At 60.1% G+C, this 11,726-nt stretch carries 13 protein-coding genes and 1 pseudogene; 7 read left to right on the top strand and 7 right to left on the bottom strand.

Annotated elements, in window-relative coordinates:
• Positions 1-38: 38 nt before the first annotated feature.
• From CR492_RS18815 to CR492_RS20975, 3 genes and pseudogenes are all read right to left on the bottom strand, one after another.
• Positions 39-1,173 (bottom strand): annotated as a pseudogene (locus CR492_RS18815) (HsdM family class I SAM-dependent methyltransferase).
• Between the two features lie 180 nt (positions 1,174-1,353).
• Complete coding sequence (locus tag CR492_RS21400) at positions 1,354-2,169, bottom strand: N-6 DNA methylase (protein WP_280951553.1); 816 nt, start codon at positions 2,167-2,169, stop codon at positions 1,354-1,356.
• Positions 2,162-3,190 (bottom strand): N-6 DNA methylase, encoded by a 1,029-nt coding sequence (locus CR492_RS20975; RefSeq protein WP_280951552.1) that lies wholly within the window; start codon positions 3,188-3,190, stop codon positions 2,162-2,164. Before CR492_RS20975 ends, CR492_RS21400 begins: the two co-directional genes overlap by 8 nt.
• Before the next feature lie 506 nt (positions 3,191-3,696).
• Here CR492_RS20975 and CR492_RS18800 point away from each other — a divergent pair.
• From CR492_RS18800 to CR492_RS18790, 3 genes are read left to right on the top strand one after another with little or no spacing between them, the layout of a single operon-like run.
• Positions 3,697-3,951, top strand: a complete 255-nt coding sequence (locus CR492_RS18800; protein WP_102845264.1) for a helix-turn-helix domain-containing protein — start codon at positions 3,697-3,699, stop codon at positions 3,949-3,951.
• Positions 3,951-5,282: a type II toxin-antitoxin system HipA family toxin gene (locus CR492_RS18795; protein ID WP_102845263.1), complete on the top strand. Its 1,332-nt coding sequence runs from the start codon at positions 3,951-3,953 to the stop codon at positions 5,280-5,282. Before CR492_RS18800 ends, CR492_RS18795 begins: the two co-directional genes overlap by 1 nt.
• Positions 5,282-5,866 (top strand): hypothetical protein, encoded by a 585-nt coding sequence (locus CR492_RS18790; RefSeq protein ID WP_102845262.1) that lies wholly within the window; start codon positions 5,282-5,284, stop codon positions 5,864-5,866. Before CR492_RS18795 ends, CR492_RS18790 begins: the two co-directional genes overlap by 1 nt.
• 76 nt (positions 5,867-5,942) lie before the next feature.
• Here CR492_RS18790 and CR492_RS18785 read toward each other — a convergent pair whose 3' ends face one another.
• Both CR492_RS18785 and CR492_RS18780 read right to left on the bottom strand, forming a co-directional pair.
• Positions 5,943-6,875, bottom strand: coding sequence for an ImmA/IrrE family metallo-endopeptidase (locus CR492_RS18785; RefSeq protein WP_102845261.1), 933 nt, complete (start codon positions 6,873-6,875; stop codon positions 5,943-5,945).
• Positions 6,862-7,221, bottom strand: coding sequence for a helix-turn-helix domain-containing protein (locus tag CR492_RS18780; RefSeq protein WP_102845260.1), 360 nt, complete (start codon positions 7,219-7,221; stop codon positions 6,862-6,864). Before CR492_RS18780 ends, CR492_RS18785 begins: the two co-directional genes overlap by 14 nt.
• Before the next feature lie 199 nt (positions 7,222-7,420).
• Between CR492_RS18780 and CR492_RS18775 the strand changes: the two genes are divergently transcribed.
• From CR492_RS18775 to CR492_RS18760, 4 genes are read left to right on the top strand one after another with little or no spacing between them, the layout of a single operon-like run.
• Positions 7,421-7,765 (top strand): multiubiquitin domain-containing protein, encoded by a 345-nt coding sequence (locus tag CR492_RS18775; protein ID WP_102845259.1) that lies wholly within the window; start codon positions 7,421-7,423, stop codon positions 7,763-7,765.
• A 3-nt stretch (positions 7,766-7,768) separates the two neighbouring features.
• Positions 7,769-8,173 (top strand): E2/UBC family protein, encoded by a 405-nt coding sequence (locus CR492_RS18770; RefSeq protein ID WP_102845258.1) that lies wholly within the window; start codon positions 7,769-7,771, stop codon positions 8,171-8,173.
• Entirely contained in the window at positions 8,170-9,573 is a 1,404-nt protein-coding gene (locus tag CR492_RS18765) for a ThiF family adenylyltransferase (protein ID WP_180982620.1), read from the top strand. Before CR492_RS18770 ends, CR492_RS18765 begins: the two co-directional genes overlap by 4 nt.
• Positions 9,570-9,917: a DUF6527 family protein gene (locus CR492_RS18760; RefSeq protein WP_102845257.1), complete on the top strand. Its 348-nt coding sequence runs from the start codon at positions 9,570-9,572 to the stop codon at positions 9,915-9,917. Before CR492_RS18765 ends, CR492_RS18760 begins: the two co-directional genes overlap by 4 nt.
• A gap of 178 nt (positions 9,918-10,095) precedes the next feature.
• Here the strand turns inward: CR492_RS18760 and CR492_RS18755 are convergent, their stop codons facing one another.
• Both CR492_RS18755 and CR492_RS18750 read right to left on the bottom strand, forming a co-directional pair.
• Positions 10,096-11,373: a relaxase gene (locus tag CR492_RS18755; protein WP_102845256.1), complete on the bottom strand. Its 1,278-nt coding sequence runs from the start codon at positions 11,371-11,373 to the stop codon at positions 10,096-10,098.
• Positions 11,370-11,651: a relaxase/mobilization nuclease domain-containing protein gene (locus CR492_RS18750; protein WP_102845255.1), complete on the bottom strand. Its 282-nt coding sequence runs from the start codon at positions 11,649-11,651 to the stop codon at positions 11,370-11,372. The genes CR492_RS18755 and CR492_RS18750 overlap by 4 nt, the downstream gene beginning before the upstream one ends.
• Between the last annotated feature and the right edge of the window lie 75 nt (positions 11,652-11,726).

Here is an 11,726-nt window from a genome sequence, read left to right as displayed (position 1 = left end):
AGGCAACGCTTGTCCACCCCGCTTTGGAAATCGGCCGTTCAAGCATCGGCATCCTCCGCAGGCGTCAGCCCATCGAGCATGTCCACCAGTGCGTCCATGCCCAACCAGAACTCGCGCCCGTCCTCATCAAACGCCGCCCAGGTCGCCGCCAGCGTCGCGCCCCCGCCCGCCGCAACCGCCTTGGGGCGCTTCACATACCGGGCAATCGACAGGTTGCCATCAGCTGCCAGCACATCGCCCACGCTTGTCACCGCAGCAAAGCCGGGCTCATCGGCAAAGGCGTGATAGGCCGCCAAAATGTGAGCCTGGTTCTCTGGACGCAGAAAGCTCTGCGCCCGTTCGCGCGATCTCGGCTACGGCGTCGATGAACAGGATGCGCCCCTTGCGCGCGACCGGTTTCCGCGACCGGCAGATCACCACGCAGGCCTCCATCGGCGAATTGTAAAACAGCCCCGGCCCCAGCCCCAGCACGCATTCGACCCGGTCGGACTCGACCAGTCTGCGGCGCATGTCGGCCTCTTCATTGCGGAACAGTACGCCGTGCGGGAACAGGATCGCGCAGCGCCCTGTCTTCGGGTTCATCGACGACAGGATGTGCTAGAAGAAGGCGTAATCCGCACGCCCCTGCGACGGCGTGCCCAGGAAGTTACGGCCCCATTGATCCTGCTCCCACGCGCCGCGGTTCCATTTCTTAATGGAATAGGGCGGGTTTGCGAGGACCACGTCGAAGGTACGAAGTTTATCCCCCTGCACGAAGGCAGGCGCTGCCAGCGTGTTGCCACTGGCTACGTGGAAATCGTCGACGCCGTGGATGACAAGGTTCATGCGGGCGATGGCCGCGGTGATGGTTATGAGCTCCTGCCCGAAAAGGCCGGTGGTGCGAATGTCGCCACCGCGCCGCTTCACTTCCGCCAGGCACGAGATGAGCATTCCGCCCGTACCGCAGGTCGGGTCATAAATGCTCTCGCCCGGCTGGGGCTCCAGCATCTGCGCCATGAGATGCACAAGGGTCCGGTTAGTGTAGAATTCCTGCGCGGTGTGGCCGCTGTCATCGGCGAATTTCCTGATCAGGTATTCGTATCCGTTACCAAGCTCGTCCTCAGGCACAGCCGCCAAAGTCAGTTCTTGCTTTGAGAAATGCTCGATCAGATTTTTCAGTGTGCTGTCGGGCATCTGGGCCTTGTCGGTCCAGTTGGCATTCCCAAAGACACCTTGCAGGCGTTCGGGATTTGCGGCCTCGATAGCAAGAAAAGCAGAAAGCAGCGCGCGTCCCACGTCCCGCGGCGCCACACGGACATCGTTCCAATGCGCGCCGCCATGGATGACGAACCGGTCATTTGCGGTGTCGGTTGCCTAGCCCTCGTCATCAGTCTCGTCGAATGCCTTCTGGAAATCCTCATCCCAGACATCGGAGAGGCGTTTGAAGAACATCAGCGGAAAGATGTATTGCTTATAATCGCTGGCATCGACGAGGCCGCGCAGCAGCGTTGCCGCGCCCCAGAGATAGCTTTCAAGTTCGCGCTGAGAGAGCTGGGTCATTGCAGCCACCCCCCCCTCAACCAACACCTTACGAAACTGATCTTCCGCCACGCGCGCATCAGCTAACGCTGTCTTGAACGCCTCGACGGCTTCGGGAAGCGGAGGAATGTCCTGACCAATTGGCGGCAGGACATAGCGCGAAATGTTCAGCGTCCAGCCTTCCTTTTTGATCTCGTCCAGCGAAGCCACCGTGGCGCGATCTTCAACGTTTTCGAAGGCGCGATACCATGCAATGATCTGGTCGCTGTGCTTTTGGTCGAGAAAGTTCTGCGCCCGGCCTTTGCGGAAGAGACTTGAGGCGTCGATGATCAGGACCTTGTTTTTTCGATTTGCAGGCTTCTTGCGACGCAGGATCATCACGCAGCCAGCAAGCTGGGTGCCATAGAACAGGTTCGGCGCAAGGCCGATCACGGCCTCGACCATATCTTTTTCCAGCAACGCCTGACGGATGGTGCCTTCCGCTGATTTCCGAAAGAGTGCGCCTTGCGGCAAGACAACTGCCATACGGGCATTGCCACTCGACGCTATCGAAGAAATCATGTGCTGAACGAAGGCGTAGTCACCGTAACTATCAGGCGGGATGCCGTACTGCGCGCGGCCCCAAGAGTCCGCTTCCCAGAGATCAATCAAATGTCGCCAACCCACCCGTGCTCGAGTCCGTGAAAGCGGGGCTGCGCAGCGTGTCTTCGCGCGCAACCTGGAAGTCCTCAATCCCATGCAGGACGAGGTTCATCCGCGCAATTGCCGCCGTGGTGAGGTTTTTTTCCTGGCCGTAAATCTTACCATAGAAGGTGCGCGGATCGCCGCCCTTGCGCACTACGTGTTCGATCGCGCCGAGCAGCATGCCGCCGGTGCCGCAGGCCGGATCGTAAATGCTTTCGCTTTCCTGGGGGTCGAGAATTTCAACCATCGTGCGCACGACGCTGCGCGGCGTATAGAATTCCCCGGCTTTGTTTCTCCGAGTCACATCTGCGAATTTCCCGATGAGGTATTCGTACGCACCTCCCAACACGTCCGTGCTCACGGCCTTGTTTCCAAGCCTGATTTCGGAAAATCCTTCGATGAGGTCCTTCAGCAGCTCGTCTGAGAACTTCTCTTTGTTCCCCCAGTCTGCTGTTCCGAAGACACGAAATAATGTGTCTGGGTTGGCTCGTTCAATCTCCTGCATCGCTTTCAGCAGCGCAGCGCCGACGTTCGAGGGTACCTCGCGAACGTCATTCCAGTGACAGCCGTCGGGCACTGTGAATCGATGAACTTCAGGAAACAGCGACGGGTCTGCATCGCCATAGATTTTCTGCGCTTCAGCCGTCTCCTCGTCCCAAACATCGGAGATGCGTTTGAAGAACAGGAGCGGAAGGATATAGGCCTTCCAATCCGTGCGATCTACGGCAGACCCGCGCAGCGTATTTGCCGCGCTCCACAACGTAGACTTTAATTTTTGGTCGTCCCCCGAAGACATATCAGCTTTCATCCTGTCGTATCGTCTTGGATATTTTTGATTCATCCATTCTTCAAGCTGCGCCTTCTCAAAGCGCCATGACCCCCCAACCTTGAAGGCGGGAATTTCGCCTCTTGCAGCCAGCTTGTAGGCGGTCTTCTCATTGATCTTCAGGAGGGCTGCAACCTCCTTCACTGCGAGAACCTCATCCATCAGGCGTGCCTTCACGCGGCGCAACTTGGCGCGAAGTATAGAGATAATCGGAGAGAATTGGAGAGAAAAGATGAAGGCTGCACCACTATGGAAACGCCTGTTGCGACTCGCAATTTGCAAGTTCGATCGCCCGCGTTTTCAGGGCATTGGCGCTTGCCTGCTTCGTCTGGAGCCGTCCCTCGCCCTCACCCGATGAGGGGCGACGGCGGAAATAGACAAGCAAGGCATTCTGCTTTGGTGGTGTGTCCAGAGCCCTCTTGCGCGAGGGATCGTCACCCGCATGGGCCGAGACCCTGCTTCGCCGAAGGCTACGCAGGGCTCGGGGCGCCAGCCTAGAGCCTGGTCCGCAGGACGCGCCCAAGGCATCCAGCGCCGCTATTGAGTCCTTGATACGCAATCGCGTATAACTATCTTTAATACGCGACTGCGTATATTCTAACTTCATACGCAAACCCGTATATTGACACGATATACGCCCTCGCGTATATTTACACGTGGAGGCCACCATGAGCGAACAGATCGCCCGTACAGAAAAGCAACTCGGCGCCATCCTGCGCCGTGCCCGCAAACAGGCGCGGCTCAGCCAGGGCGCGCTCGGCGAACAAATCCACCTGCGGCAGGGCACGGTCTCGCGCCTCGAAGCCGGGGAGCCCGCCGTCCAGCTGCGCACCCTGATGGAAGCCCTCTCGGCCCTCAATCTCGAACTGGTCGTCCGCCCGCGCAGCCAGGGCAGCCCCGCCGACATCGAGGACCTGTTCTGATGGCACGGAAGCGAGCCCACGTTCCCCTCAATGTCTTTCTGAACAGCCGCCATGTCGGCGTGCTGCGCCGCGAGGCCACAGGCGCAATCGACTTTCAATATGCGCGCGACTGGCTGGACTGGCGCGGCACATTCCCGGTGTCGCTGTCACTGCCTCTGCGCGAGGACCGCTATATCGGCACCCCGGTCATCAACGTCTTCGACAACCTGCTGCCGGACAGCGACCCCATCCGCAAGCGCGTCGCCGAACGCGTTGGCGCTGACGGCACAGACGTCTTCAGCCTGCTGACCGCCCTCGGCCATGACTGCGTTGGCGCCCTGCAATTCCTGCCCGACGGAACGGACCCCGGCACCGCCGGTGACACCGACGGCAAACGCGTCAGCGACGACGACGTCGCCGACATCATCAAGAATCTCGCCGCCGCCCCGCTCGGCATGGGCGAGGACGAAGATTTCCGAATCTCGATCGCGGGGGCGCAGGAAAAGACAGCGCTGCTGCGCAAGGACGGCCAGTGGTTCAAACCCACCGGCGCCACCGCCACCACCCACATTCTGAAACCGCAGATTGGCCAGCTGCCTAACGGCATCGACCTCTCCAATAGCGTGGAGAACGAGTATCTCTGCCTGAAGCTGGTGGAAGCGTTCGGCGTGCCCACCGCCAAGGTCGAGATCGCGGATTTCGGCGAACGCCGTACGCTGATCATTGAACGCTTCGACCGCCTTTGGACAAAGGACGGACGATTGCTGCGGCTGCCGCAAGAGGACACCTGCCAGGCTCTGTCGATCCCGCCCACCAAAAAATACCAGTCCGACGGCGGCCCCGGCATGCGGGAGATCATCAACTTGCTCAAAGGCAGCGACACGCCCGAAGCCGACATCGCAACATTCATGCGCGCCTGCATCATATTCTGGCTGCTGGGCGCGACCGACGGTCACGCGAAGAACTTCAGCATTTTCCTCAGCCCTGGCGGACGCTTCCGCATGACGCCGCTCTACGACGTCCTGACTGCGCAGCCGAGCCTCGACGACGGCCAAATCCCCCGCAAGAAATTCAAGCTCGCCATGTCGGTCGGAACAAACCGCCACTACGCCATCCATGACATCGTACCCCGCCATTTCTTGAAAACGGCGGACATCGCCGGTGTCGGCAGCCCGGCGATGAAGGCAATCTTTGAAGATATTGCAGCGAACACCGAACGGCAGGCCAAGGCCGTTATCGCGGCGCTACCCAAGAGTTTTCCCGAGCAGCTTGTTGCATCGACCATGGCAGCGCTCAGCCACCGGCTGCGTCTCTTCGATCGAAGTGCCATAGATATGAAGGCCGCTCGCTGATGGATACGAAGAAAGCACCAAGCATCGCCATCTTGGGATGGGGCTCACTCATTTGGGACAATAAACCAGAGTTTGATGAAACTCATTCCGGGTGGCAGGCGGGTGGTCCCACTCTGCCATTAGAGTTTTCAAGGGTTTCCGAGAAAACCCGAAAAGGCGCACTCACGCTGGTCATCGATCCAGAGAACGGCAGGGAGTGTTCGGTGAATTACGCCATCAGCAAGCGCCGCAATCCGACTGACGCCATTGCGGATCTTCGTTGTCGCGAAGAGACAGTCATGGGGCGCATGGGATTCTATTTCGCGGACGACAGTGACAGGTGTGTACCGAATGTTCCTCCCACAATCGCACCGTGGGCCGCTCAAAACAACATTGATGTGGTTGTATGGACGGGCTTGCCCGGCGATTTTAAGCAGAAGACCGGTAAGGACTTCTCCATTCCCAATGCCCTTGCACATCTTCAGAATCTAACGCCGGAGGGCAAGGCGATGGCCGCCACTTATATTTTTCGGGCGCCTGATTTCATCACAACGCCACTACGCGATGCCTTGTATGTTGAGCCTTGGTTCAGGGCCCCAGCCTAGAGCCTGTTCCACCCGTCGGACGGATGACACCTACCGCGGCCCCATCTGAATCGCAGATATCTTGGTTACGGCGAGGTTAGAAGGCGTCCACTTCGGCGGCCATAATGATCATCTTCGCAGTGAGCACTTTAACGGGATAGACGAGGACGAGAATATTGTGTTGGGTGTCAAACGCTTCAGCCACGCAGTCGTGGGTAGTTCCCGCGCGATCGACAATGCTGATACCTGTGGGCCGCGTCATCTTACGGCCTATAGGCAGTACTGACCCCAGAACGTGGTCAGGCGTAATGACGGTATCTGCTGGCCTGCCAAACTGATCCATAAACGACGACGAGACTTCAATACGCCGCACCGTCGCGTGGTAGCCGTCGCCATCTACGTATTTCGCGGGATTCAGAATATAGACCGCGCAGGCACGATGATTGCTGCGCGCAAATTCGCGCGCTGAGGCATACTGCGAAGCCCCAAACTCCTTCGCCAACGCCATGGGCGCTTTTATTCCCATGTCATAGTCGGCCGCCTTACGCGCATAAGCATCCCCTTGGAATAGCGCGAACCGCGCAAAATTGTTGGCTTCGCGTTCGAACAGGTCCGCGATGTCGGGCGCCAGGGTCTTCTCGCATTCCTGAAACAGCCGGAACATCTTGCGGTGCGAGGGCATCTCATGATGCCCAGCTTCGTGCAGCTTTAGGAATGTCTGTTTGCTTTTAGCGACGGTGCCGTCGATATGGATGAGATTCTCATGCCCGTCATAAAGGCCAAAAATTTTGGACATGGCGGATTTGATGCTGATCGCCGCGTCGGCCGCCCTGCCGCGAATGTAGGCCAGGATGGCAGCGGGGTCGAAAATGCTCGAAGGCGCGACCTTGAGATTCGCGGCAGAGAGAAGATCGTCGACGGGCGTCGGAAAACGCCCCCAGGCGTCTGCGCGGTCGAGGAGCTGCCGCGCGCGCTCCTCGACCGCGCGGCGCTGGTCAGGGTCGAGACTGCTGTCGTCAGGTTTCGTCACCCGAACGCCTCCTGCTGCGTATGAACTTCAAATACTCTACCAGTTCGGCTTCTTCGGCCGAAGTAAGATTGTGCTCTGCGAATGTAGCTACGCGGCCATGTCTTTCGGTTTCTCCGCGCGATGCCGGAATGTAGCCGGCCATCTCCATGAGCTGCTCGTATTCTATCTTGTAAATTTCAGCGAGTGCATGAAGCACATTCGGTGACGGCTTTTGAATCTTCTCGGTCTCGATCTGGCTGAGATAGGCGTTCGACACCTCTTTTTTGCTCACCTCTTCGACTTCGCGCAGCGTCATGCCGCGGTCTTTGCGAATCGAGGCGAGGTATTGTCCCAATGTAAGTTTCACATCGCTCCTCCCTTCGGCTCTTGCGAGCGTCGGACGCTCCTGAGCAACCAGTTGATAATATTAGGATATTAGCGCGAGTTTGCTTGATGCGTCAAGCACGCTCAGTTTTGCTTGATAAACTGAGCACGCCCGTGATATGCTGCAAGCACGACCTAGCCGACACAGGCGACAGGGCGCAACGCTCAAAAAGGGCACATAAATGACCGATAATCTCCAAGCCAAGGAAGAGGGGGCGGCCGGGGTCGAAGCTGTTCTCGATGACATCATCGACCTCGAACAATATGCCAAAGAGGGCAAGCGCCCGCCGCTTGCGAAAGGGTACCGCATCCTCATCAACGGCGACCCCTACGTTGTTCACGACCCGATCGTCACGGGCCGCGAAGTCCTGACCCTCGCCGGCCTGCTTCCGGCGAAGGACTATACCCTCCGCCTGAAAATGGCCGGTTCCAAACCGGAAAAAATCGGGCTGGACGAGAAGGTCGATCTCCGCAAGCCGGGCATCGAGAAGTTCAAGGCTCTCCCCCGCGACCAGACGGAGGGCTGAGCCATGAATACGCAGCGCCGCCAGTTCGATCTTCTGCCTGATGACCAGAAGTTTCTCGATGAGCTGGGGCTGCCGTGGGAAACAATCGTGGATGGGTCACCCTGGGTGCTCATCCACGATTTTCCGACCCACGACGGCTACACGCACGCGACGGTAACCGCCGCGATACGCATTGAGACAGGTTACCCGGCGGCGGCGCTGGACATGGTCTATTTGTACCCGGCTCTGGCCCGTAAGGACCGCCAGACTATCGGCGCAACGCAGGCCATGCAGGCATTGGATGGCCGCCAGTTTCAGCGCTGGTCCCGTCACCGCACGGGCGCAAACCCCTGGAAAGCCAACTTCGACAACATCGGCACGCATATCTGCCTTGTTGAAGACTGGCTGGCGCGGGAGTTCGAGAAATGACAATTCCAATCACCCTCAGCCTCTCCGGGCTTCAGCACGATCAACTGCGCTCCCTTCTCCTCCCCGGCGATGGAAAAGAAGCCGTGGCACTGCTCCTATGCGGCCGGCGCGACGGCGATCGTCGGCATCGCCTCCTGGTTCGCGAGGTTCACGGCATTCCCTATGACATCTGCACGGTGCGGACGCCGGACCGTGTGACATGGCCGCCGGACTACACGGCGCACATCCTGGAACGCGCCGCCGATCTGGGCCTGTCCGTCATTAAGGTGCACAGCCACCCCGGCGGCTATCCCACCTTCTCGCCGACCGACGATAAAGGCGATGCCCGGCTTCTGCCCATGATACGCGGCTGGATAGAGAAACCGATACCGCATGGCAGCGCCGTGATGCTGCCGGATGGGTCGATGTTCGGTCGGGTAATGCTGCCGGACGGGTCCATGAAGCCGCTGTCATGCATCTCAGTCGCCGGAGACGATCTGATGTTCTGGCATGAACGAGCGGCCGCGAAAGACGTACCCGGATTTGCGGCCTCGCACGCGCAGGCCTTCGACCAGGGGACGGTCGACCGGTTGCAACGTTTGTCGACTGCTGTTGTTGGCGCCTCCGGCACCGGAAGCCCGGTCATCGAGCAACTGGTACGGCTCGGCATTGGCGAAATCGTTATTGTCGAGGACGATCATATTGAAGATCGTAACGTCAACAGAATCCTGAATTCGATCATGGAGGACGCGGTAAACCGACGCTCGAAAGCTGAAGTTCAGGCTGCGGCGATTGAGCGGATGGGCCTTGGCACGCGGGTCATTACGATAGACGAAAACCTTTGGAACGCCGACGTCATCCGAAAGGTGGCGCAATGTGACGTCGTGTTCGGCTGTATGGATACGGTAGATGGCCGGTTCCTGCTGAACTCCCTCGCTACCTATTACACGCTGCCGTATTTCGACCTTGGGGTCCGGCTCGACGCCGATGGAAAAGGCGGCATTCGCGAGGTCTGCGGAACAATCCACTATCTGCAGCCCGGCCGTTCAAGCCTGATGAGCCGCGGGCTTTTCGCGATGGAGGATGTGGCGGCGGCGGGTCTACGGCGCACCGATCCTGAAGCGTACCGTCGCCAGGTCGAGGACGGCTACATTCGCGGCGCTGCCGGCAGCCGCCCCGCCGTGATCAGCGTCAATATGCTGGCCGCATCGCTGGCAGTTAATGAATTTCTCGCCCGGCTCCACCCCTACAGGGAGGAGCCCAACGCGGAATACGCGTCAGTGATCTTCAGCCTTGCCAGCATGGAGCTGATGCCGGAGCCCGAAGAGGGTATTTGCGACATCCTCGGCGGCAGTGTCGGTAAAGGCGACCTGACACCCTTGCTCGGTCTCATGGACTTCATGGAAAGGCGGCCGCAATGAAGAGGCTGCATAAACTTTTCGGATGGGTCGGCGGGCTTGCACGTCGGTGGACCGATCCGCCCTTCAAGACGCTGATTGTTAATGAGCAACTTCCGAAGGTACTGAAGCCGCGCGTTTTATACGTCGTAAAAGAAGACGGATTCGAGGAGCAGGCGGCGATACTGTGTCCCTGCGGCTGCAAGCGCGTTCTCCAGATGAACCTGCTGACTGACGAGCGGCCCTGCTGGCGCGTGACTTACAACAGGAACGGCACGGCGAGCCTGCATCCTTCCGTCTGGCGGAAGAAGGACTGCGCGTCGCATTTCTGGTTCAGAGACGGGCGGATTGTGTGGGTGCGCGACTGACCGCGCACTCACAACGACATCTGCTCACAATTCGCATCTTACGCGCGAAGGATCGTCACCCGCATGGGCAGAGACCCTGCTTCGCCAAAGGCTACGCAGGGGCTCGGGGCTTCAGCCTAGAGCCTGATCCGGCAACAGGCCGGACGCGCCCTACCTCCCCCTGTCAAAATCATCCTTATTATTCCCCCCGCCCGCGCTCGCTCGCCCGCGTCGACCGCGAGATCGGCTTCTGAACAATCGCCCCATCATCCCCGTCCCCGCCGCTGTCCTCACCCTTGCCGCTCCCCGCCACCCGCGTGAACGCATCCTGCAAATCGACGGCCTTCGGGAACGGCGACTGCGCCGCCTGCGCATCCTGCATCGCCTGCTGCAAATCGATCGGCTTGTCCTTCTCCTCGGGAACGCGCGGTGCATATCTCTCCTCCGCTGCCTTCAGCGGGTCCCGGTACCGGTTCTTGGACTTGCGCACCGACGCGCTCCGCCCCCTCGGCTTCAGCTCCAGGGTCAGGGCTGGCATATGTTCATGCCCGGCGCGGTCTTTCACGCGCCGCTCGCGCACCCGCTTGACCTCCAGCGACTTCAGCTCGCGTTCCTCTACTGCCTTGCGCGCCCGCAGACTCCTGTCCACCTCGGCTGCCTGAAGCTGGTGCCGCTGCGCGAGCGCATGCGCCGCCACGCGCTGCGCGTCCACGACGGTCACCTTTTTCTCGATGAACGCGTCCAGCCTCTGCTTGTCACGGTAGCGTTGGAGCTTCCCCGCAATCAGCGTGATCCCGGTCACCCGCCCAAGGAACGCGGCCAACCCAGTGGGCTTTGCCGCCTGCCGCTCCGCCTTAATCTGCCGCACCTGCGCCAGATACCCGGCCCGGAGCAACTCCCGTTCACGCAGCTGCTCCCGCGCCAGTGCCGCCCGTTCCTGCCTGTGCGTCTCCAGCAGCGCCGCCTGCTCGGCGACGACTCCCGACCGCCGTACCGCCTGTACCTGCAAGAGCGCATCGCGCTTGCGCCCGTCATCCTGCGCCTTCGCAAACTCCTCCCGCGCCAAACGGTGCGCGGCGACAAGCTCCCGCGCTTCCTCCACCGTCGGCAGCTGCTCCGGCGGAAACTCCTTCTCAAGGAAGGCGCGAATGTCCTTCGTCTTGACCTGCCGGTCGTCGATCAGCTTGGGCAGCGCATTCATGGTGCCGTACAGATCGACCAGGACATAAGGGCGCTTCCCGGTCGCCAGCACATAGCCCATCTGCTCCAGCGCCCGGACGAAGGCGCGCGGGCCGTCGCTCGTCTGCCACGCATGCGTGACCATCACCATGCGCTCTTCCTTCGAGAGCCCCGTCGCGCGCTGATGCTCTTTCTCGTAGAGCGACTCCCGGCCCCGCTTCCTCTCCGCCGGATCGCGCCCATAGCCCTCCGGCAGCACGAGCCCGTGCTCGCGCGCAAACTCCCGCGTCACCATCATGAGCCTGTCATGGTCGAACGGCAGGTGAATCGCCTTCTGGTCTGGTAATCGATCCGCGACCAGACGACATGGCAGTCCTCGCGCCCCTCCTTGATATGGAAGACGATGGCGCGCGGCTGGCCCTCAAGGCCGAGCTTTTTCTCAACCCGGTCGACGTAGTCGCGATATTTCGCACGGGTCAGTTCGCCCAGACCCTGATCCGGGTTGATGGAGAGGCTGTAGAGATTGAGGGTCCCCCGATTTCTGATCCAGGCTGATGGAGAGTATCCGGCGTTCATTCGGCCGCTTGAGCGGCCGTGACAGCAGCATATTCGACCGGCGTCAGCCAGCCAAGAGACGTGTGAGGACGGCTC

Source organism: Methylocella silvestris, assembly GCF_002891535.1.
Taxonomy (GTDB): domain Bacteria; phylum Pseudomonadota; class Alphaproteobacteria; order Rhizobiales; family Beijerinckiaceae; genus Methylocapsa; species Methylocapsa silvestris_A.
Note: the sequence above shows the minus strand (reverse complement) of the source record. Positions and strands in the feature narration are given on the sequence as shown.

What these genes read in the sequence shown, in the direction of transcription:
- CR492_RS18765 (WP_180982620.1), top strand. Translation starts at nt 8,170, where the DNA reads ATGACAATTCCAATCACCCTCAGCCTCTCCGGGCTTCAGCACGATCAA.
- CR492_RS20975 (WP_280951552.1), bottom strand. Translation starts at nt 3,190, where the DNA reads ATGGATGAGGTTCTCGCAGTGAAGGAGGTTGCAGCCCTCCTGAAGATC.
- CR492_RS18790 (WP_102845262.1), top strand. Translation starts at nt 5,282, where the DNA reads ATGGATACGAAGAAAGCACCAAGCATCGCCATCTTGGGATGGGGCTCA.
- CR492_RS18770 (WP_102845258.1), top strand. Translation starts at nt 7,769, where the DNA reads ATGAATACGCAGCGCCGCCAGTTCGATCTTCTGCCTGATGACCAGAAG.
- CR492_RS18795 (WP_102845263.1), top strand. Translation starts at nt 3,951, where the DNA reads ATGGCACGGAAGCGAGCCCACGTTCCCCTCAATGTCTTTCTGAACAGC.
- CR492_RS18775 (WP_102845259.1), top strand. Translation starts at nt 7,421, where the DNA reads ATGACCGATAATCTCCAAGCCAAGGAAGAGGGGGCGGCCGGGGTCGAA.
- CR492_RS18800 (WP_102845264.1), top strand. Translation starts at nt 3,697, where the DNA reads ATGAGCGAACAGATCGCCCGTACAGAAAAGCAACTCGGCGCCATCCTG.
- CR492_RS18755 (WP_102845256.1), bottom strand. Translation starts at nt 11,373, where the DNA reads ATGATGGTGACGCGGGAGTTTGCGCGCGAGCACGGGCTCGTGCTGCCG.
- CR492_RS18750 (WP_102845255.1), bottom strand. Translation starts at nt 11,651, where the DNA reads ATGAACGCCGGATACTCTCCATCAGCCTGGATCAGAAATCGGGGGACC.
- CR492_RS18760 (WP_102845257.1), top strand. Translation starts at nt 9,570, where the DNA reads ATGAAGAGGCTGCATAAACTTTTCGGATGGGTCGGCGGGCTTGCACGT.